Raw genomic sequence first — 19,230 nt, 5'->3', positions numbered from 1 at the left:
CCGCCGCCGCTGCCGCTCCCGGCGCGGCCCCGCCCTCCGGGAAGGCACCGGCCGCCGGGCAGGCTCCGGCCCCCGGCGCGGCCGAGGCGCGCGGCGAGGCGGTCGCCGCGCAGCGGGCCGCCTCGGAAGGCATCACGTTCGGCCGGTGCCCCGACGCCGGCGAGCTGCCGGGGAGCATCGAGTGCGGCACCGTGCGCGTCCCGCTGGACTACGCCCGGCCGGACGGCGAGCAGATCCGGCTGACCGTCAGCCGGGTCCGCGCCACGGGCAAGGACCCCGCCAACAGCAAGCATCTGGTCCCCCGTCAGGGCGCCCTGGTCTACAACCCGGGCGGGCCGGGCGCGAGCGGCATGCACTTCCCGCTGGTGAGCCTGCTGCCCGAGTGGAAACGCATCGCCGCCGCCTACGACCTGGTCGGCTACGCCCCGCGCGGGGTGGGCGGTTCGGCCCCGCTGTCCTGCCAGGACCCGAAGTCGTTCTTCGACGGGCCCACCCAGGCGCCCGTGCACCCCTCACCGGCGTACAAGAAGAAGCGCGTCGCGGAGGCCAAGGCGTATGCGCGGGGCTGCGCCGAGCGGGCCGGAGACCGGCTGCGGCAGTACACCTCGCTCAACAACGCCCGGGACCTGGACGTGCTGCGCGCGGCGCTCGGCGAACGGCGGCTGACGTTCGTGGGCGCGTCCTACGGGACGTACTTCGGGGCGCTGTACGCCACGCTGTTCCCCGGTCATGTCCGGCGGATGGTGTTCGACTCGGCGGTCGACCCGGACCCGGCGCAGATCTGGTACCGCAACAACCTCGACCAGTCGGCCGCGTTCGAGGACCGCTGGGCCGCCTTCCGCGAGTGGACCGCCCGTCACCACGAGGTCTACGGGCTCGGCGACACCCCGCGGAAGGTGCAGCGGGCCTACGAGAAGGTGCGCGCCCGGCTGGCCAAGGAACCGGCCGGCGGGAAGGTGGGGCCGGGGCAGCTGCATGCGGCGATGCTGCGGGCCGGGTACTACGACGACTTCTGGCCGTATCGCGCGCACGCCCTGTCGGCGTATCTGAAGGGCGATCCGCAGCCGCTGATCGACCAGGCCGAGCAGCACCCGGAGACGGCGGCCGAGGAGGAGAACGCGCGGGCGGTCTATCTCGCCGTGGAGTGCAACGACGCGCCCTGGCCCACCGACTGGGCGGTGTGGGACCGCGACAACACCCGGCTGGCCCGCCGGGCGCCCTTCGAGACCTGGGACAACGTGTGGATCAATCTGCCCTGCGCCTACTGGCGGGCGCCGCGGCAGCGGCCGTTGGAGGTGCACACGGGCGCCGGTGAGCTGCCGCCGGTGCTGATCCTGGCGGCGGAGCGGGACGCGGCCACCCCGTACGGCGGGGCCCTGGAGCTGCACCGCCGGCTCGCGGGCTCGGCGCTGGTGACCGAGCGGGACGCCGGCACGCATGGCATCGCGGGCGGGGCGAACCCCTGCGTGAACGGGCACTTGGAGGCGTACCTGCTGGAAGGCCGGGTGCCGGGTCGCAGCGCCTCCTGCGCGGCACACCCGGAACCGCGGCCGAGGGCGGCGTCCGGTCAGCCGCGGCCGGACACCCGGGCCGGGAAGGCCGTACCGGTGCGGCCCCTGCCCTGACCCACGCCCCGAGCGTCACGTGCGAGCGCCGGCCGGTACGGATCCGCGGGGCGGAACCGTACCGGCCGGCGCCCCGTGCGTCAGGCCAGATCGGCCACGAGTTCGGCGATGTCCTTGCGGCGGCCGGTGAAGAAGGGGATCTCCTCGCGGACGTGCATCCGGGCCTCCGAGCCGCGCAGGTGACGCATCAGGTCCACGATGCGGTGCAGCTCGTCGGCCTCGAAGGCGAGGATCCACTCGTAGTCGCCGAGGCTGAAGGAAGCGACCGTGTTGGCGCGCACGTCGGGGAAGCCGCGGGCCATCTTGCCGTGGTCGGCGAGCATGCGGCGGCGGTCCTCGTCCGGCAGCAGGTACCAGTCGTAGGAGCGCACGAAGGGGTAGACGCTGACGTAGGCGCGGGGCGTCTCGTCGGCGAGGAACGCCGGGATGTGCGAGCGGTTGAACTCGGCCGGGCGGTGCAGCGCCATGTTGGACCAGACCGGCGTGAGGGAGCGGCCCAGCTTGGTGCGACGGAAGCGGTTGTACGCCTCCTGCAGCAGGTCGGAGGTCTCCGCGTGCCACCAGATCATGAGGTCGGCGTCCGCGCGCAGGCCCGACACGTCGTAGGTGCCGCGGATCGTGATGTCCTTGGCGGCGAGCTGGTCGAACAGCTCCTGGACCTCCTCGGCGTACCCGCCGCGGTCCTCCGGCAGCACGTCCTTCAGCTTGAAGACGGACCAGAGGGTGTAGCGGATGACCTCGTTGAGGTCCTTGGCCAGCTTGCCCTTGTTCGGGATCCGGTCGGGGGCGGGGGTGGTGGCGTCGTCACTCATGTCCCTTATTCTCCTGCTCCTCCGTGAAGGCTCTGCACCGGGTGGGCGGTGAGCTCCCGCACCGCGTCCAGGTCGCCGTGGATCTGGTCGGCGGCGGCATAGGCGCTCGCGATGCAGGCGGGGATGCCGACGCCGTCGTAGGCCGCGCCGCACACGGCCAGGCCGGGGAGCTTCGCGACGTGGTCGCGGATGCGGGCGACGCGGGCGTGATGGCCGACCGGGTACTGGGGAAGTCCGTCCTGCCAGCGGGTGACGCGGGCGGCGACGGGGGCGGCGTCGAGGCCGGTGGCCGCCGCGAGGTCGCGCCGGGAGACGGCCACCAGTTCGGTGTCGTCCCGGCCGAGGATCTCCGTCTCGCCGTGCCGGCCCACCGAGGTGCGCACCACCACCAGGCCCGGGTTCTCCTCGGCGATCCAGCCCCACTTGCCGGAGGCGAAGGTGGCCGCCTTGATGGTGCGGCCGTCGACCGGCGGCACCAGGAAGCCGCTGCCCTCGGGGAGCGCGGTCTCCGCGCGGCGGTAGGCCAGGGTGATCAGCGCCATGGAGGCGTACTCGACGGTGTCCAGCTCGGCGGCGGCGCCGGGCGCCTCCGCGCGCAGCAGCCGGGCGGCCGCCGGGGCGGGCAGGGCGACGACGACCGCGTCGGCGTGCAGTTCGCGCCCGCCGGCGACGATCCGCCAGCCGCCGGACCGCCGGGTGTCCCCGGTGTCGCCGGGCGCCCCCGTCCCGTGGCCCGGCTGCGGTGTCCTGCGCAGCTCCGTCACCGGCGTCCCGGTCAGGATCCGTCCGCCGCGGGCCCGCACGGACTCGGCCACCGCGAGCGGCAGGGAGCCGATGCCGCCGCGGATGCCCATGAACACCGGGCCGGCGGCGGGCGCCTGGGCCGCCCGCTCCTGGATCCGGCGGACCGCCTCGGTCAGGGAGGTGTGGGTGCGGGCGGCCTCGAACAGCTGCGGCACGGCCGAGCGCATCGAGATGCGGTACGCGTCGCCCGCGTACACCCCGCCCAGCAGGGGCTCCACCAGCCGGTCGACCACTTCCCGGCCGACCCGCGCGGCCACGTACTCGCCCACCGCCACGTCGTCGCCGACCTCGGTGCGCGGCAGCTCGGCGTCCCGCTCGATCCGGGCGAGCCCCTCCTCGGAGAGCACACCGGCGAGGGCGGAGGCGGTGCCGGGGACGCCCATGACATGGCCCTTGGGCATGGGGCGCAGGGCGCCGCGGGTCCACAGCGAGGCCGTGGCGGTCGCCGGGGGCTGGAGGTTCCCGGCGAGCCCCACCTCGCGGGCGAGACCGACCGCCTCGGGACGGCGGGCCAGCAGCGACTCGGCGCCGAGGTCGACGCGCGCTCCGGCGATCTCGCCGGGCAGCAGCTTGCCGCCCACCCGCTCCGCGGCCTCCAGCACCGTCACCCGTGCCCCGCGCTGCAGCAGCCGGTGCGCGGCCGCCAGTCCCGCGATCCCGGCTCCGAGGACGACGACATGCCGCTGCCCCGCGCCGGCGGACGCGCCGGCGCCGGTGGGTGATCCGTTCATGGCTCCACCTTCTCAGACGCCTGGGTCCCGGCCGCCAGGGCCATGTGGCCCTGCCGAGTCCCTACCGTGACCGCATCGGGACCGCCCGGCGCGAACGTCCGGCAGCACGGCGGCGTCGTAGAGACGTCAGTGATCACCGACCCAGGGGACGAGCCCATGCGCACACGACGATCCGTACGACCGGCCCACGCCCTGGCCGGTGTCCTGCTGGCCGCGGCACTCGCGCTGACCGGCTGCGCCGGCGCCAACGACGACAGCGGCGGCAAGTCCGCAGCGCGGGACGACCGGGGCGCGGCGGCGCCGGAGGGCGCCGGGCAGGGCGCCTCCGGCGCGGACGGGGCGCGGGCGACCGCACCCCCGGCGGCGCCCCCGAAGCAGATCGCCGCCCACGTCATCCGCACCGCCGAGCTCACCGTGCAGGTCAAGGACACCCGCGCGGCCCTGGCCGAGGCCCGCACCGCCACCGAGAACGCGGGCGGCTACGTCGGCGACGAGACCACCAGCCGGGACGCGCGGGGCCACGGCCGCACACGGGTGGTGCTGCGCGTACCCGCCGAGAAGTACGAGGAGGTCCTGGCCGACCTGGAGGGCACGGGCAGGCTCGTGCGGCGCGAGGCGAAGGCCGAGGACGTCTCCGGCCAGGTGGTCGACGTGGAGAGCCGCATCAAGTCGCAGCGCGCCAGTGTCGCCCGCATCCGCGAGCTGATGGACCGGGCCACCAAGCTCAGCGACGTCGTCACCCTGGAGGGCGAACTGAGCTCCCGGCAGGCCGATCTGGAGGCCCTGCTCGCCCGGCAGAAGTCCCTGAAGGACCGCACCAGCCTGGCCACCATCACCCTCACCCTGTCCGAGAAGCCGGTGAAGAAGGCGGAGGAGAAGGACGAGGATCCCGGCTTCCTGGACGCGCTCGCGGGCGGCTGGGACGCGTTCGTGACCATGCTGCGCTGGATCGTGGTGGCCGTCGGCGCGGTGCTGCCGTTCGCCGCGCTGCTCGTCCTGCTGATCCTGCTGTGGCGGAAGGTCGTACGCCCCCGCCTGCCGCAGCCCGCGCCCGCGGCGGCGGTCCCCGGCCCGCGCCCCGCCGGTCCCGCCGGCCCCGCCGCTCCTTCCATGCCCGCCGGGAGCGCCCAGAGCGTCCAGAGTGCTCAGAGTGCTCAGAGCGCTCAGAGCACCGAGGGCACTGAGGGCACTGCGAGCACGAAAGCGGAGAAGGACGGCGACTGAACGAAGCACGGCGACGGAACGGGTCCCCGGCATGCCCCGCCCCCGTAGCGTGTTCGCATGAGCGTGAGCGAGAGCGAGCCGGACGGTGCGAGGGCGAGGGAACGCCTGGTGGTGATCGGCGGGGACGCCGCGGGGATGTCCGCGGCGTCCCAGGCCCGCCGCCTCAAGGGGCCGGACGAGCTGGAGATCGTGGCCTTCGAACGCGGCCACTTCACCTCCTACTCGGCCTGCGGCATCCCGTACTGGGTGAGCGGGGCCGTCCCCGAGCGGGACGCCCTGATCGCCCGCACGCCCGAGGAGCACCGCGCCCGGGGCATCGGTCTGCGGCTGCGCACCGAGGTCACCGAGATCGACGTGGCCCGGCAGCGGGTCCGCGCGCGGGACACCGGCTCCGGAGCCGAGTCCTGGACGTCGTACGACAAGCTCGTGATCGCGACCGGCGCCCGGCCCCTGCGCCCTGAGCTGCCCGGCATGGACGCGCCGGGCGTGCACGGCGTGCAGACCCTGGACGACGGGCAGGCCCTGCTGGACACGCTGTCGCGCACCCGGGGCCGCCGCGCGGTGGTGGTCGGCGCCGGGTACATCGGCGTGGAGATGGCCGAGGCCATGCTCCGGCGCGGCTACGAGGTGACGGTCGTCCACCGCGGCGAGGAGCCCATGACCACCCTCGACCCCGACATGGGGCGCCTGGTGCGCGAGGCGATGGAGGGCATGGGCGTCACCATGGTGAACGGCGCGGAGGTCACCAAGGTGCTCACCGGGGACGACGGCCGGGTGCGCGCGGTCGGCACCGAGGACGCCGAGTTCCCGGCGGACGTGGTCGTCCTGGGCATCGGCGCACGCCCCGAGACCACCCTGGCTCGCGCGGCCGGGCTTCCGCTCGGCGCTCACGGCGGGCTGCTCACCGACCGGTCGATGCGGGTCCGCGGGCACGAGAACATCTGGGCGGGCGGCGACTGCGTCGAGGTGCTGGACCTGGTGCTGGGCCAGGAGCGGTACATCCCGCTCGGCACCCACGCCAACAAACAGGGCCAGATCATCGGCGCCAATCTGGCCGGCGGCTACGCCACCTTCCCCGGCGTGGTCGGCACCGCGGTCAGCAAGGTCTGCGACCTGGAGATCGCGCGCACCGGCCTGCGCGAGAAGGACGCGCGCCGGGCGGGCCTGCAGTACGTCACCGCCACCATCGAGTCGACCAGCCGGGCGGGCTACTACCCGAACGCCTCCCCCATGACGGTGAAAATGCTGGCCGAGCGCCGCACCGGACGGCTGCTGGGCGTCCAGATCGTCGGCCGGGAGGGCGCGGGCAAGCGGGTGGACATCGCGGCCGTCGCCCTCACCGCGGGCCTGACGGTGGACCGGATGACCACCCTGGACCTCGGCTACGCCCCGCCGTTCTCCCCGGTCTGGGACCCGGTGCTGGTGGCAGCCCGCAAGGCGTCACGAGCGGTCGAGCAGCAGCGCTGAGGCGTGCCCCCAGCATCACCCAGGCGTGCCCCCAGCATCACCCAGGCGCGCCCCCAGCATCACTGAGGTGTGCACACAGCATCACTGAGGTGTGCACACAGCATCACTGAGGTGTGCCCCGGACCCCGCCCGGGCCCGCACCGCAGGGGAGGGCTCAGCTCGCCCCCGTCGACCCGGTGCCCGCGGGCCTCAGCTCGCCCCGTTGACCCGGTCGATGGCCTGCCGGGCCCCCGGCAGCGAGGAGACCGACCCGCTGGACGGGACCGCCGCGGGCGGCTGCTCCCCGGCCGGCTTGGCGTGCGCGGCGGTGGTGCGGATCGAGCGCAGCCGGTGGCTCACCGCCTCGTCCAAGGTCACCGCCCGGTGGGTCTGGGCGGCCAGCCGCCCCGCCTCCTGACCCAGCCGGGCCACGTCCTCCCACGGCAGCCGCACCACGAGCCTGAGCTCGGCCTCCCCGTCCGGCGTCGCCTGCACCGCAGGGGTCACTCGCTCGTCCATCGCCTGTTCCTCACGTCGGCCCCGCGGCCCCTTCCCCGCGCCGCGGGCGGTTGACGTGAGATACGCACGGCCGGCCGTCGGTGTTCACCGGGGCCCGCACCGGGCACAAGTCACTTCGTGGTCATCCCCGTCCATGATGTGAACCCCGCGCGCCGCACCCCCTGGGTGACGTACGCGCTCATCGCCGCGAACTTCATCGTCTTCTTGGTCCTCACGCCGGGCGTCGCCGGCTCCCTCACCGGGGAGAGCAGCCTGGCCCAGCTCTGCGACCTCCAGGCGTTCCTGGAGCGCTACGCCGTGGTGCCCCAGGAGCTGATCCACCACCAAAGGCCGCGCCTGGTGCCGACGGGCGACGTGGGCGTCGGCCCGCAGGGACCGGGCTGTGTGGTCGCCCCGCCGGGCTACGAGAAGTCGCCCGAGCTGAGCGTGCTCACCGCGATGTTCCTGCACGGCGGCTGGCTGCACCTGCTGGGCAACATGCTCTTCCTGTGGATCTTCGGCGACAACGTCGAGGACCGCATGGGGCACATCCGCTACCTGCTCTTCTACCTGGTGTGCGGTTACGTGGCCACCTACGCCTTCGCCCTGGTGTACGCGGATTCCGGCGAGCCGCTGATCGGCGCCTCCGGGGCGGTCGCCGGGGTCCTCGGCGCCTACCTGGTCCTCTATCCGAAGGCCAGGGTGTGGGTGCTGGTGCCCTTCCTGATCTTCCTGCCGCTGCGGCTGCCCGCCTGGCTGGTGCTGGGCTCCTGGTTCGTCCTCCAGGCGGTGTACTCCTCCGGCGCCGGCGTCTCGGCGGCCGGCACCGTGGCCTACCTGGCCCATGTCGCCGGCTTCGCCGCCGGCATGCTGATCGCCTGGCCCCTCCGCCCGGGAACGTCCCCAACCCACCCCCCGGACCACCCGCTCTACGGCCGGCAGGCCCGGTGGACCTGGTAGCCCGTCACCCGGATGTCTCACCCGCCGGGCCGGACCGGCTCCGGCTCGGCGGGGGCCCGGCGGGTGCCGCGGATGACTCCGACGGACGCGACGACGACGGCCGCCAGGCCCAGCGTCTGCAGCGGGGAGATGATCTCGTGCAGGACCAGCAGGGCGACCAGCGCGCCGATCGCCGGCTCCACGCTGAGCAGCACCCCGAAGACCAGCGCGGACACCCGGCGCAACGTCTCCGTCTCGCAGGTGCAGGGCACCAGCGACGACAGCATCGCCACGCCGAACCCGAGGGCGAGCACCACCGGGTCGGCCAGCGCGGAGCCGCCCTCGACCAGCCCGGCGGGCAGCACGCAGAGCGTGCCGAAGGCCATCGCGAGCGCGAGCCCTCCCCCGCCGGGCAGCAGGGCGCCGACCCGCGCCGACAGGGGCACGTAGGCGCCCCAGAAGACCGCGCAGACCAGCGCGATCAGCAGTCCGGAGAGGCCGGCTGCGCCGCCCTGCCGGCCCAGCAGCGTGAGGCCGGCGCCGCCACGGTGAGCGGTCCGGCCATGCCGACGGTCAGGGCCACTCCGACCGGCATCCGGGCCATCGCCAGGCAGAAGCAGAGGTTCATGCCGGTGGTCAGCGCGCGGTGCGGGTGTGGACGTACTCCACGAGGCGGGTCAGGGCGTCCGGGTCGGTGGACGGCATCACGCCGTGGCCGAGGTTGAAGACGTGGCCCTCCAGGCCGGCCGCGGAGTCCAGGACCTCCTGGGCCTTGGCCTCGACGGCCTCGCGGCCGGCGAAGAGCACGGTCGGGTCGAGGTTGCCCTGGAGCGCCTTGCCGGGGCCGACGCGGCGGGCGGCCTCGTCCAGCGGGACGCGCCAGTCGACGCCGACGACGTCCGCGCCGGCCTCGCCCATCAGGCCCAGCAGCTCGCCGGTGCCGACGCCGAAGTGGATGCGCGGGACGCCGTAGCCGGCGACGGCCTCGAAGACCTTCGCGGAGGCGGGCAGCACCGAGCGCCGGTAGTCGGCGGGAGCGAGCGCGCCGGCCCAGGAGTCGAAGAGCTGGACGGCGGAGGCGCCGGCCTCGATCTGCACCTTGAGGAAGGCGGCCGTGATGTCGGCGAGGCGGTCCAGCAGGTCGGCCCACAGCTCGGGGTCGCCGAACATCATCGCCTTGGCGTTCTCGTAGGTGCGGGACGGGCCGCCCTCGACCAGGTAGCTCGCGAGGGTGAAGGGGGCGCCGGCGAAACCGATCAGCGGGGTGGAGCCCAGCTCGCGGGTGAGCATGCCGACGGCCTCGGTGACGTAGGAGACGTCCTCCGGGGTGAGGTCGCGCAGGCGGGCCAGGTCGTCGCGGGTGCGCACCGGCTGCTCGACGACCGGGCCGACGCCCGGCTTGATGTCGAGGCCGATGCCGATCGCCTTGAGCGGGACGACGATGTCGCTGAAGTAGATCGCCGCGTCGACGCCGTGCCGGCGCACCGGCTGGAGGGTGATCTCGGTGACCAGGTCCGGCCGCATGCAGGACTCCAGCATGCCGATGCCCTGGCGCACCTTGCGGTACTCCGGCAGTGAGCGCCCGGCCTGCCGCATGAACCACACCGGGGTGTGCGGCACGGGCTCGCGCCTGCACGCCTTGAGGAAGGCGCTGTCGTACGTGGGGTTGGCTCGCTGGCCCGTCGGGCTGGTGTTGGCACTCACACCGGCAAGTCTCCCACGGGCCGCGCACGGCCTCCGGACGACCCCGGCCTGTCCCCCACGGCCCGCGCTCGGCCTCCGTCCGTCTCCGACGGCTCGCGGACGGCCCCGGCCCGTCCCCCAGCCCGCGCACGGCCCCGGCCCGCGGGGCAGCATGGGGAGACAGGGGTGGTGTCCCTCCCTGCACCGGGGCGCGGTTCCGCTTAATCTTCCCCGCATGGCTGCGGCTCAGGGACGACTGTCGGACGGCGCTGGCGGAATGGACGAACCGAAGGACACCGGGGAGGACCCGGATCAGGGGGGTGCGGCCCCGTTGCCCTTCCGGGCCGCGGTGGACGCGTTGCGGAGCGCGCGGCTGCGGCCGCAGATCGAGGTGGAGCCGACCCGCCCGCCCAAGCGGCTGGCGCCGTTCGCGTACGCGCTGGAGGCGGCGGTCGTCGACGGCGACCAGGATCTGGCCGACGGGCGGCTGGTGCTGCTGTACGACCCGGCCGGGCACGACGCCTGGCGGGGCACGTTCCGGCTGGTGACGCTGGTGCGGGCGGAGCTGGAGCCGGAGATGGCGGCGGATCCGCTGCTGCCGGACGTGTGCTGGTCGTGGCTGACCGGGGCGCTGGCGGCGCGCGGTCTGGCGTACGGGGAGCCGAGCGGGACGGTGACGCGGGCCAGCTCGCACTACTTCGGTGGCCTGGCGGAGCGTCCGTCGGCCTCGCAGATCGAGATCCGGGCCTCCTGGACGCCCCGCGAGGGGCTGGGCGGGGTGCCGGACACGGCCGCTCACCTGGTGTCCTGGTGCGATCTGCTGGCGCAGGTGGCGGGGCTGCCGCCGGCCGGTCCGGGGGACGCGTCGGTGGTGACGCTGCCGCAGCGCCGGGGGCCGCAGTCGCGCTGAGCAGCCGTGGTCGGGGCGTCGGGGCACTGTGCCGCCGTTCAGGGGAATCACTTTGTCGATACGGCCACTTTCGTAAGCGTTGCGACGCCTACCGAAACCGTTCGATCTTCGAATGATCGATCGCGTGTCCGAATTGCACGAATTGTTACTCACCGATTCGTGATCATTCTCTAAAGGACACCCGGTTTGCTGCCGAAGACGACTGTGACCTTGAAAGCACGGTTCGTCCCGGCTTCACCCCCACGAGCCGGCCCCGTCCCGCACCCCAGGAGGCCTGGTGTCCGTTCTCCTCGAGCAGCCCGCAAGCCTGGTCGCCTACCGCCCGAACAAGCCGACCGCCATGGTGGTCGTGGCCGACCCGCGTGTCCGCTCCACCGTCACCCGACACCTCTGGGCGCTCGGTGTGCGCGATGTCATCGAGGCCTCGTCCGTCGCGGAGGCCCGCCCCCGCATCGGCAACCCGCGTGACATCTGCGTCGCCGAAGTCCATCTGCCGGACGGTTCCGGCCTCACCCTGCTGTCCGAGACCCGTGCCGCCGGCTGGCCCAACGGGCTCGCCCTGTCCGCCGCCGACGACATCGGCGCGGTGCGCAACGCCCTCGCCGGCGGAGTGAAGGGCTACGTCGTCACCGGCACCCGCACCAACCTCGGGCTGCCCACCCGGCCCGGCGCCGCCCCCATCGGTGCCGCGGCCGCCCGGCTGCACCGCCGTCCCCCGGGTGCCCCGAGCCACCCGGGCGGCTACCGCGAGCTGTCCGGCCGTGAGGTCGAGGTGCTGCGGCTGGTGGCGGAGGGCCAGTCGAACAAGGCGATCGGCGTCTCCATGGGCCTGTCCGCGCTGACCGTCAAGAGCCACCTCGCCCGCATCGCCCGCAAGCTCGGCACGGGTGACCGGGCCGGGATGGTCGCGGTGGCCCTGCGGACCGGCATCATCCACTGACCGCCGCCGTGCCGCTCCCGCTGCCCCTTCCCCTGCCGAGGCACCTGCCGGTCCATGCGCCGGGCCATCCGCCGGGCCATCCGCCGGGCCATCCGCCGGGCCATCCGCCGGGCCATCCGCCGGGCCATCCGCCGGGCCATCCGCCGGGCCATCTGCCGGATCACCCGCCGGTCCGTCCTCCGGCCTGACCGGAATACGACCCTCCCCCGCCCGTCGACGGAACGTTCCGTCGGCGGGCGGCTTCATGACCCGGATACTCTTGACATGTGACCGACGCCCACGACACCGCAGCAGACACATCACTGCGAACCACCGGAGGCGCTCCTCCGGACGAGGACGGATCTTCTGCTACGGAGGCGCCGATCCCCTTGCTGGAGCCCCGCGACGGCATTCCGCCGGTGATCGCGGACGAGGCCAGCCTCGCCGAGGTGATCGCCGCCTTCGCCTCCGGCACCGGCCCCGTCGCCGTCGACGCGGAGCGTGCCTCCGGCTACCGCTACGGCCAGCGCGCCTATCTGGTGCAGCTGCGCCGCGAGGGCGCCGGTACCGCGCTGATCGACCCCATCGCCTGCCCCGACCTCTCCGGTCTGGGCGAGGCGCTGTCCGGGACCGAGTGGGTGCTGCACGCCGCCACGCAGGACCTGCCCTGCCTGCGCGAGATAGGGATGGTGCCCACCCGCCTCTTCGACACCGAGCTGGCCGGACGCCTCGCCGGGTTCCCCCGGGTCGGCCTCGGCGCCATGGTGGAGAACGTGCTCGGCTACGTCCTGGAGAAGGGCCACTCCGCCGTCGACTGGTCCACCCGGCCGCTCCCCGAGCCCTGGCTGCGCTACGCCGCGCTCGACGTGGAGCTGCTGGTCGACCTGCGGGACGCGCTGGAGAAGGAGCTCGACCGGCAGGGCAAGCTGCAGTGGGCCCGGCAGGAATTCGACGCGATCGCCTCCGCGCCGCCGCCCGAGCCGCGCAAGGAGCCCTGGCGGCGCACCTCCGGCATGCACAAGGTGCGCCGGCGCCGGCAGATGGCGGTGGTGCGGGAGCTGTGGCTGACCCGGGACCGGATCGCCCAGCGCCGGGACGTCTCGCCGGGCAAGGTGCTCTCCGACGCGGCGATCGTCGAGGCGGCGCTGGCGATGCCCGCGGACACGCGGGCGCTGGCCGCGCTGAACGGCTTCGGGCAGCGGGTGAGCCGCCGCCAGCTGGAGCAGTGGCAGGCGGCGGTCGACCGGGCGCGGGCGCTGAGCGAGTCCCGGCTGCCGCAGCCGGGGCAGCCGGTGACGGGGCCCCCGCCGCCGCGTGCCTGGGCCGACAAGGACCCGGCCGCCGCGGCCCGCCTCACGGCGGCGAAGGCCGGCGTCACCAAGTTGGCTGAGCAACTGAACATGCCCCAGGAGAACCTCATCACCCCGGACACGGTCCGGCGCGTCTGCTGGGAGCCTCCGGCGGTCGTCACCGCCGACTCCGTCGCCGCCGCCCTCACCTCCCACGGCGCCCGTCCGTGGCAGGTGGAACTGGTCACCCCGGTACTGCTGGAGGCATTGGCCAAGTCCGCCTAGGGCAACTGACGGGCGACGCGACTGCACCAACCCCCAGGGGCGCGGGGAACTGCGCGACCAGCCCCCGCGCACCCGCACCCGGCGTGCGACGGAAAGCCGCCTCACGGCGCCATCTCGTACGCCCCCGACAGGGATTCGACGCGCTGCCAAACTCGGGCGGAGCGGGACTCGTCAACCGCCGGGCGGCGGACCGCTCCCAGGGCCCAGTGCTGCTGTGCCTCCGTCGCCGAGTCCTTGCCGTGGAGTTCGACCGCGTGCGCGGAGAAGTCGCGGATGAGGACGGCGAAGAGCTCGTCGAGGACGTCCTCGTCGAGGGACGTCAGGGCCGCCTGCTCGAGGATCAGCTGGGCGTGCACGACGAGGGCGAAGAGCTGGCCGACGGCGAGCAGCAGGTCCAGGTCCTTGCTCTGCTCCTCGTCCGGCGCCGCCGTGGTGACGAACTCGCACAGCGCGTCCGCCTGCTCCCGGAAGCGGGCGACGTTGGGCAGGTGCGCGTACGTGTCGAAGGCGGTGCGCCAGTCGTGGAAGCGGATGGAGCCGAGGCCGCGGGCCGGGCCCTGCCGGAAGAGGAAGTCGTCGTCGGCCGCGTCCAGGCGGGTCGGCACGGGCGGGTACTCGGCCGGGTTCAGCAGGTGGTTGCGCATGAACTTGAGGATCAGCGCCAGGTTGACGTGGACCGTGCCCTCCAGCTTCGGCAGCCCGCGGATCTCGACGGCGGCCTGGGCGAAGTAGTTGTCCTTCTCGAAGCCCTTGGCGGCGATGACGTCCCACATCAGGTCGATGACCTTCTCGCCCTCGGTGGTGACCTTCATCTTGGTCATCGGGTTGAAAAGGAGATAGCGGCGGTCCTCGGGGCCGGCGGAGCGGAAGTAGTCGACGGCCCGGTCGCTGAACAGCTTCATGCCGACCAGCCGCACGTAGGCGTCGGTCAGCTCGCGGCGGACGTGCGGAAAGGCGGTGACGGGGCGGCCGTAGAGGATCCGGTTGTGGGCGTGGGTGACCGCCTCGTACATCGCGTGCTCGCAGATGCCGATGGAGGCGGTGCACAGGTTGAACTTGCCGACGTTGACGGTGTTGAGCGCGGCGTCGAAGGCGGCGCGGCCGGTGTGCAGCACGTCCTCGGCGCGGACCGGGTAGTTCTCCAGCCGGAACTCGCTGACGTACTTGGAGGAGTCGACGACGTTCTTCACCAGGTGGTACGCGGGGTGGCGGCTGTCGGCGGCGAAGAAGACGTAGCCGTCGGGGCCCTCGACGTCGGTGCGGCGGCCGAAGACGGAGACCAGTCCGGCGGCGTTGCCGTTGCCGATGTAGTACTTGGAGCCGTTCGCGGTGAAGCCGCCCTGCCCGTCGGGCTCGAGGAGCATGTCGGTGGAGTAGATGTCGGCGCCGTGCGCCTTCTCGGACAGGCCGAAGGCGAACACCTCGCCCTGGTCGAGGAGTTCGGCGGCGCGGGCGCGGGCGGCTGCGTTGTCGCTCTGCCAGACCGGGCCGAGGCCGAGGATGGTGACCTGCCAGGCGTACCAGTAGTCGAGCCCGTAGAAGCCGAGTATCTCGTTGAGGGCGGCGATCCGGGCGGTGTCCCAGCGCTTGTGCTCGTCGCCCTCACCGGCGGCAGAGGCGGGGGTGAGGAAGGTGGCGAAGAGGTTCTCCTTGGCGGCGAAGGCGAGGAAGTCCGCCAGCCAGGCGCGGGAGCGGTAGTCCTCGATGAGCCTGCGCTTGCCGCGCTCCTCGAACCAGTCGACCGTGGCGCGCAGCAGCCGCCGGGTCTCGGGGTCGAAGTGGGCCGGGTCGTAGGTGCGCGGGTTGAACAGCAGCGGGTCCGTCATCGTCGATCGCCTTTCCGGCGTGAGGGTCGAGGTGGAAGTGAACGAACAGGTGAACGGGCAGACGAGCGGGTGAGGCGTCAGGTCCGGGGGTCCGGGTCGTCGCCGAGGCGGCGCAGCGTGGCCAGGACGTCGTCGAGCCAGGCGAGGGTCATGCGCTCGTAGGCGATGCCGCCGCGGAGCACGACATGCTGGAGCTCCCGGCCGGGGTCGGTGCCGGCCGGTGCGCCGGGGCCGGTGAAGTCGCGCTGTTCGCCGGCCAGGTAGTGCGCGAGCCGTTCGCTGTGGGCGGCCCGGTGGCGCTCGACCTCGGCGATCAGTGCGGCGGGGTCGTCGAAGGCGGCGCCGCGGATCTTCACGGCGAGTTCGTGCCGGATGCTCTCGGGCTCGCTCGGCTCGTGCAGCCACCGGGCGAGGGCCTCGCGTCCGGCGGCGGAGACGGAGTACTCCTTCTTGTCCGGGCGGCCCTCCTGGGGCACCTCGCGCACATCGATCCAGCCGTCGGTCTCCATGCGCTTGAGCACGCGGTAGATCTGCTGGTGGGTGGCGGTCCAGAAGTGGCCGATGGACCGCTCGAAGCGCCGGGACAGCTCGTAGCCGGAGCCCGGCTTCTCCAGCAGGGAGACGAGGATCGCGTGTTCGAGGGCCATGCCACGATGCTCTATGCAACTCGTTGCATAGACAAGCCTTCCCCGGTGAGACACGGCTCACCGCGACGCACCCCAGGACTTGGCGGCACTCCGCCGAACCGGTGCTTCCGTGTGACCTTCGCCGCTCGTTCGCCCAGGGGTGGGCAGCCACGTTACTCATAAGTAGCATGATGCTTAAGCAAGCGCTCAGCATCCCGTACCTGGAGGAGAGCCATCGTGCCTCGTACCGTCAGGGACGTCGTCTTCGTCGACGGCGTCCGCACCCCGTTCGGCAAGGCGGGCCCGAAGGGCATCTACCACGAGACCCGTGCCGACGACCTCGTCGTCAAGGCCATCCGGGAGCTGCTGCGCCGCAACCCCGGTCTCGACCCGAAGGAGATCGACGAGGTCGCCATCGCCGCGACCACCCAGATCGGTGACCAGGGCCTGACCATCGGCCGCACCGCCGGGATCCTCGCCGGTCTGCCGCAGTCCGTGCCGGGCTACTCCATCGACCGCATGTGCGCCGGTGCCCTGACCGCCGTGACCACGGTGGCCGGCTCCGTCGCCTTCGGGGCGTACGACGTCGCCATCGCCGGCGGTGTCGAGCACATGGGCCGCCACCCGATGGGCGAGGGTGTGGACCCCAACCCGCGCTTCGTCTCCGAGAAGCTGGTCGACGAGTCCGCCCTGTTCATGGGCATGACCGCGGAGAACCTGCACGACCGGTACCCGCAGATCACCAAGCTGCGCGCCGACCAGTACGCGGTGCGCTCCCAGGAGAAGGCCGCCAAGGCGTACGCCAACGGCAAGATCCAGGCCGACCTGGTGCCGATCTCGGTGCGCCGCACCAACCCCGAGGGCGGCGAGACCGGCTGGGGCCTGGTCACCGCCGACGAGCCGATGCGCCCGGGCACCACCCTGGAGAACCTGGCGAACCTCAAGACGCCGTTCCGCGTCCACGGCCGGGTCACCGCGGGCAACGCGGCCGGCCTGAACGACGGCGCCACGGCCTCGATCATCGCCTCCGAGGACTTCGCCCGCGAGCACGGCCTGCCGGTCAAGATGCGCCTGGTCTCCTACGCCTTCGCCGGCGTCGAGCCCGAGGTCATGGGCTACGGCCCGATCCCGGCCACGGAGAAGGCGCTCGCCCAGGCGGGCCTGTCCATCTCCGACATCGGCCTGTTCGAGATCAACGAGGCCTTCGCCGTGCAGGTGCTGGCCTTCCTCGACCACTACGGCATCGCCGACGACGACGAGCGCGTCAACCAGTACGGCGGCGCCATCGCCTTCGGCCACCCGCTCGCCTCCTCCGGCGTCCGCCTGATGACGCAGCTGGCCCGCCAGTTCGAGGAGCAGCCGCACGTCCGCTACGGCCTGACCACCATGTGCGTGGGCTTCGGCATGGGCGCGACGGTCATCTGGGAGAACCCGCACTTCGACGGAGGCAACAAGTGAGCACCACCGCTGAGCTGTTGAAGGGTGCGGCCGAGCTGTTCCCGGACGAGGTCGTCACCCAGGCGCACGTGCGCCACTTCGACCTGCCGCTGGGCGCCGGGCGCTTCGCCCTGATCACCCTGGACAACGGGCTGGACCACACCAAGCCCACCACCTTCGGCCCCCAGTCGCTGGCGAACCTCAACGCCGCCGTCGACCAGGTGGAGAAGGAGGCCGCGGACGGCGAGATCGCCGGCGTCGGCATCACCGGCAAGCCGTTCATCTTCGCCGTCGGCGCCGACCTCAAGGGCGTCGAGCTGCTGAAGCGGCACGAGGACGCGCTGGCCATCGGCAAGGGCGGCCACGAGGTCTTCAAGCGGCTCTCCAAGCTCGCCGTGCCGACCTTCGCCTACTACAACGGCGCCGCCATGGGCGGTGGCGTCGAGGTCGGTCTGCACTGCACCTACCGCACGGTGTCCGCCGCCATCCCCGCCTTCTCGCTGCCCGAGGTCTTCCTCGGCCTGGTGCCCGGCTGGGGCGGCTGCACCCTGCTGCCGAACCTGATCGGCGCCGACAAGGCCGTCTCGGTCATCATCGAGAACAGCCTCAACCAGAACAAGCAGCTCAAGGGCAAGCAGGTCTTCGAGCTCGGCATCGCCGACGCGATCTTCGAGGGCGCGGACTTCCTCGAGCAGTCGCTGAACTGGACCGCGAAGGTCCTCAAGGGCGAGATCGAGGTCGAGCGCCCGGTGATCGACCGCGGCGAGGCCTGGGACCAGGCCGTCGAGCGCGGCCGCGCCTTCGCCGACTCGAAGGTGCACGGCGCCGCCCCGGCCGCCTACCGCGCCCTGGACATCATCGCCGCCGCCAAGAACGGCGACCTGCAGCAGGGTTACGACGCCGAGGACAAGGCGCTCGCCGACCTGATCATGGGCGGCGAACTGCGCGCCGGCATCTACGCGTTCAACCTGGTGCAGAAGCGCGGCAAGCGCCCCGCGGGCGCCCCGGACAAGAACCTGGCCCGCCCGGTCACCAAGGTCGGTGTGGTCGGCGCCGGTCTGATGGCCTCGCAGCTGGCGCTGCTGTTCGTGCGCCGCCTGGAGGTGCCGGTCGTGCTGACCGACATCGACCAGGAGCGCATCGACAAGGGCGTCGGCTACGTCCACGCCGAGATCGACAAGCTGCTCGGCAAGGGCCGCATCAACCAGGACAAGGCCAACCGCCTCAAGGCGCTGGTCACCGGTGTCCTGGACAAGGCCGAGGGCTTCGCGGACGCGGACTTCGTGATCGAGGCCGTGTTCGAGGAGATGGGCGTCAAGCAGCAGGTGTTCGCCGAGGTCGAGGCGGTCGCCCCGGAGCACGCGATCCTCGCCACCAACACCTCCTCGCTGTCGGTGTCGGAGATGGCGTCGAAGCTGAAGCACCCCGAGCGGGTCGTCGGCTTCCACTTCTTCAACCCGGTCGCCGTGCTGCCGCTGCTTGAGATCGTCCGCGGTGAGAAGACCGACGACGCGTCGCTCGCGACCGCGTTCGCCGTCGCCAAGAAGCTGAAGAAGACCGCGGTGCTGGTCAAGGACGCCCCGGCGTTCGTCGTGAACCGCATCCTGACCCGCTTCATGGGCGAGATCCAGAACGTCATCGACGAGGGCACCCCGGTGGAGACCGCCGAGAAGGCCGTCGAGCCGCTGGGCCTGCCGATGTCGCCGCTCGTGCTGCTGGAGCTGGTCGGCCCGGCGATCGGTCTGCACGTCTCCGAGACGCTCAACAAGGCGTTCCCGGACCGCTTCAAGGTCTCCCCGAACCTCAAGGCGGTCGTCGAGGCGGGCAAGCGCGGCTTCTACGTCTACGACAGCGGCAAGCCGGAGCTGGACCCGGAGGTCGCCGCGCTGCTGAAGCAGGGCGACACCGTCCTCACCGAGGAGCAGGTGCGCGCCCGCGTGCTGGACGCGGTGGCGCAGGAGATCGGCCTCATGCTCGAGGAGGGCGTGGTCGCCGAGCCGCAGGACATCGACCTGTGCCTGATCACCGGCGCCGGCTGGCCGTTCCACCTGGGCGGCATCACTCCGTACCTGGACCGTGAGGGCGTCTCCGAGCGCGTCAACGGCAAGCGGTTCCTGGCCCCGGGCGTGGCGAGCGTCCCGGCGTAACCGCCGTCCCTGCGAAGGGGGTGGGCCGC

At 72.8% G+C, this 19,230-nt stretch carries 16 protein-coding genes; 9 read left to right on the top strand and 7 right to left on the bottom strand.

From position 1 onward, the window contains the following. Window positions 1-1,625: alpha/beta hydrolase (locus tag ABD207_RS15555; RefSeq protein WP_344013422.1), on the top strand; the 1,625-nt coding region annotated here is incomplete at its 5' end. 80 nt (window positions 1,626-1,705) lie between these two features. On the opposite strand, the gene hemQ is transcribed toward ABD207_RS15555, so the two are convergent. Beyond that, complete coding sequence (gene hemQ / locus ABD207_RS15550) at window positions 1,706-2,437, bottom strand: hydrogen peroxide-dependent heme synthase (RefSeq protein ID WP_344013420.1); 732 nt, start codon at window positions 2,435-2,437, stop codon at window positions 1,706-1,708. 5 nt (window positions 2,438-2,442) lie between these two features. Further along, window positions 2,443-3,972, bottom strand: coding sequence for a protoporphyrinogen oxidase (gene hemG / locus ABD207_RS15545; protein WP_344013418.1), 1,530 nt, complete (start codon window positions 3,970-3,972; stop codon window positions 2,443-2,445). Window positions 3,973-4,128: 156 nt separating this feature from the next. Here hemG and ABD207_RS15540 point away from each other — a divergent pair, with 156 nt between their 5' ends. Further along, entirely contained in the window at window positions 4,129-5,196 is a 1,068-nt protein-coding gene (locus ABD207_RS15540) for a DUF4349 domain-containing protein (protein WP_344013415.1), read from the top strand. Between the two features lie 57 nt (window positions 5,197-5,253). Further along, entirely contained in the window at window positions 5,254-6,663 is a 1,410-nt protein-coding gene (locus ABD207_RS15535) for an FAD-dependent oxidoreductase (protein WP_344013414.1), read from the top strand. Between the two features lie 189 nt (window positions 6,664-6,852). Here ABD207_RS15535 and ABD207_RS15530 read toward each other — a convergent pair whose 3' ends face one another. Next, window positions 6,853-7,161, bottom strand: a complete 309-nt coding sequence (locus ABD207_RS15530) for a hypothetical protein (RefSeq protein WP_344013412.1) — start codon at window positions 7,159-7,161, stop codon at window positions 6,853-6,855. 117 nt (window positions 7,162-7,278) lie between these two features. Between ABD207_RS15530 and ABD207_RS15525 the strand changes: the two genes are divergently transcribed. Continuing rightward, window positions 7,279-8,100: a rhomboid family intramembrane serine protease gene (locus ABD207_RS15525; protein WP_344013409.1), complete on the top strand. Its 822-nt coding sequence runs from the start codon at window positions 7,279-7,281 to the stop codon at window positions 8,098-8,100. A 17-nt stretch (window positions 8,101-8,117) separates the two neighbouring features. Here ABD207_RS15525 and ABD207_RS15520 read toward each other — a convergent pair whose 3' ends face one another. Together ABD207_RS15520 and hemE are read right to left on the bottom strand one after the other, a co-directional pair. Then, window positions 8,118-8,561: an EamA family transporter gene (locus ABD207_RS15520; RefSeq protein ID WP_344013618.1), complete on the bottom strand. Its 444-nt coding sequence runs from the start codon at window positions 8,559-8,561 to the stop codon at window positions 8,118-8,120. 154 nt (window positions 8,562-8,715) lie between these two features. Continuing rightward, window positions 8,716-9,783: a uroporphyrinogen decarboxylase gene (gene hemE, locus ABD207_RS15515; protein WP_344013407.1), complete on the bottom strand. Its 1,068-nt coding sequence runs from the start codon at window positions 9,781-9,783 to the stop codon at window positions 8,716-8,718. A 256-nt stretch (window positions 9,784-10,039) separates the two neighbouring features. Here hemE and ABD207_RS15510 point away from each other — a divergent pair, with 256 nt between their 5' ends. From ABD207_RS15510 to ABD207_RS15500, 3 genes are all read left to right on the top strand, one after another. Beyond that, a complete protein-coding gene (locus ABD207_RS15510) occupies window positions 10,040-10,672 on the top strand; it encodes a DUF3000 domain-containing protein (protein WP_425580727.1) in 633 nt (210 codons plus the stop codon). A 277-nt stretch (window positions 10,673-10,949) separates the two neighbouring features. Beyond that, a complete protein-coding gene (locus tag ABD207_RS15505) occupies window positions 10,950-11,612 on the top strand; it encodes a helix-turn-helix transcriptional regulator (protein WP_004923664.1) in 663 nt (220 codons plus the stop codon). A 266-nt stretch (window positions 11,613-11,878) separates the two neighbouring features. Next, window positions 11,879-13,165, top strand: a complete 1,287-nt coding sequence (locus ABD207_RS15500; RefSeq protein ID WP_344013404.1) for a ribonuclease D — start codon at window positions 11,879-11,881, stop codon at window positions 13,163-13,165. A gap of 101 nt (window positions 13,166-13,266) precedes the next feature. Here the strand turns inward: ABD207_RS15500 and ABD207_RS15495 are convergent, their stop codons facing one another. Beyond that, window positions 13,267-14,991, bottom strand: a complete 1,725-nt coding sequence (locus ABD207_RS15495) for an acyl-CoA dehydrogenase family protein (protein ID WP_344013403.1) — start codon at window positions 14,989-14,991, stop codon at window positions 13,267-13,269. 77 nt (window positions 14,992-15,068) lie between these two features. Then, window positions 15,069-15,638, bottom strand: coding sequence for a PadR family transcriptional regulator (locus tag ABD207_RS15490; RefSeq protein WP_344013401.1), 570 nt, complete (start codon window positions 15,636-15,638; stop codon window positions 15,069-15,071). Between the two features lie 216 nt (window positions 15,639-15,854). On the opposite strand from ABD207_RS15490, the gene ABD207_RS15485 reads away from it, so the two are divergent. Together ABD207_RS15485 and ABD207_RS15480 are read left to right on the top strand one after the other, a co-directional pair. Further along, window positions 15,855-17,075 (top strand): thiolase family protein, encoded by a 1,221-nt coding sequence (locus tag ABD207_RS15485; protein ID WP_343998018.1) that lies wholly within the window; start codon window positions 15,855-15,857, stop codon window positions 17,073-17,075. Beyond that, on the top strand, window positions 17,072-19,201 hold the full coding sequence (locus tag ABD207_RS15480) for a 3-hydroxyacyl-CoA dehydrogenase NAD-binding domain-containing protein (protein ID WP_344013399.1): 2,130 nt from the start codon (window positions 17,072-17,074) through the stop codon (window positions 19,199-19,201). The genes ABD207_RS15485 and ABD207_RS15480 overlap by 4 nt, the downstream gene beginning before the upstream one ends. Window positions 19,202-19,230 lie beyond the last annotated feature (29 nt).

It is taken from the genome of Streptomyces thermospinosisporus, from assembly GCF_039526425.1.
Lineage (GTDB): Bacteria > Actinomycetota > Actinomycetes > Streptomycetales > Streptomycetaceae > Streptomyces > Streptomyces thermocarboxydovorans.
Note: the sequence above shows the minus strand (reverse complement) of the source record. Positions and strands in the feature narration are given on the sequence as shown.

Bases quoted from the DNA above. Each gene is read 5' to 3' on its own strand.
- hemQ (WP_344013420.1), bottom strand. From the start codon at position 2,437: ATGAGTGACGACGCCACCACCCCCGCCCCCGACCGGATCCCGAACAAG.
- hemG (WP_344013418.1), bottom strand. From the start codon at position 3,972: ATGAACGGATCACCCACCGGCGCCGGCGCGTCCGCCGGCGCGGGGCAG.
- ABD207_RS15540 (WP_344013415.1), top strand. From the start codon at position 4,129: ATGCGCACACGACGATCCGTACGACCGGCCCACGCCCTGGCCGGTGTC.
- ABD207_RS15535 (WP_344013414.1), top strand. From the start codon at position 5,254: ATGAGCGTGAGCGAGAGCGAGCCGGACGGTGCGAGGGCGAGGGAACGC.
- ABD207_RS15530 (WP_344013412.1), bottom strand. From the start codon at position 7,161: ATGGACGAGCGAGTGACCCCTGCGGTGCAGGCGACGCCGGACGGGGAG.
- ABD207_RS15510 (WP_425580727.1), top strand. From the start codon at position 10,040: ATGGACGAACCGAAGGACACCGGGGAGGACCCGGATCAGGGGGGTGCG.
- ABD207_RS15495 (WP_344013403.1), bottom strand. From the start codon at position 14,991: ATGACGGACCCGCTGCTGTTCAACCCGCGCACCTACGACCCGGCCCAC.
- ABD207_RS15490 (WP_344013401.1), bottom strand. From the start codon at position 15,638: ATGGCCCTCGAACACGCGATCCTCGTCTCCCTGCTGGAGAAGCCGGGC.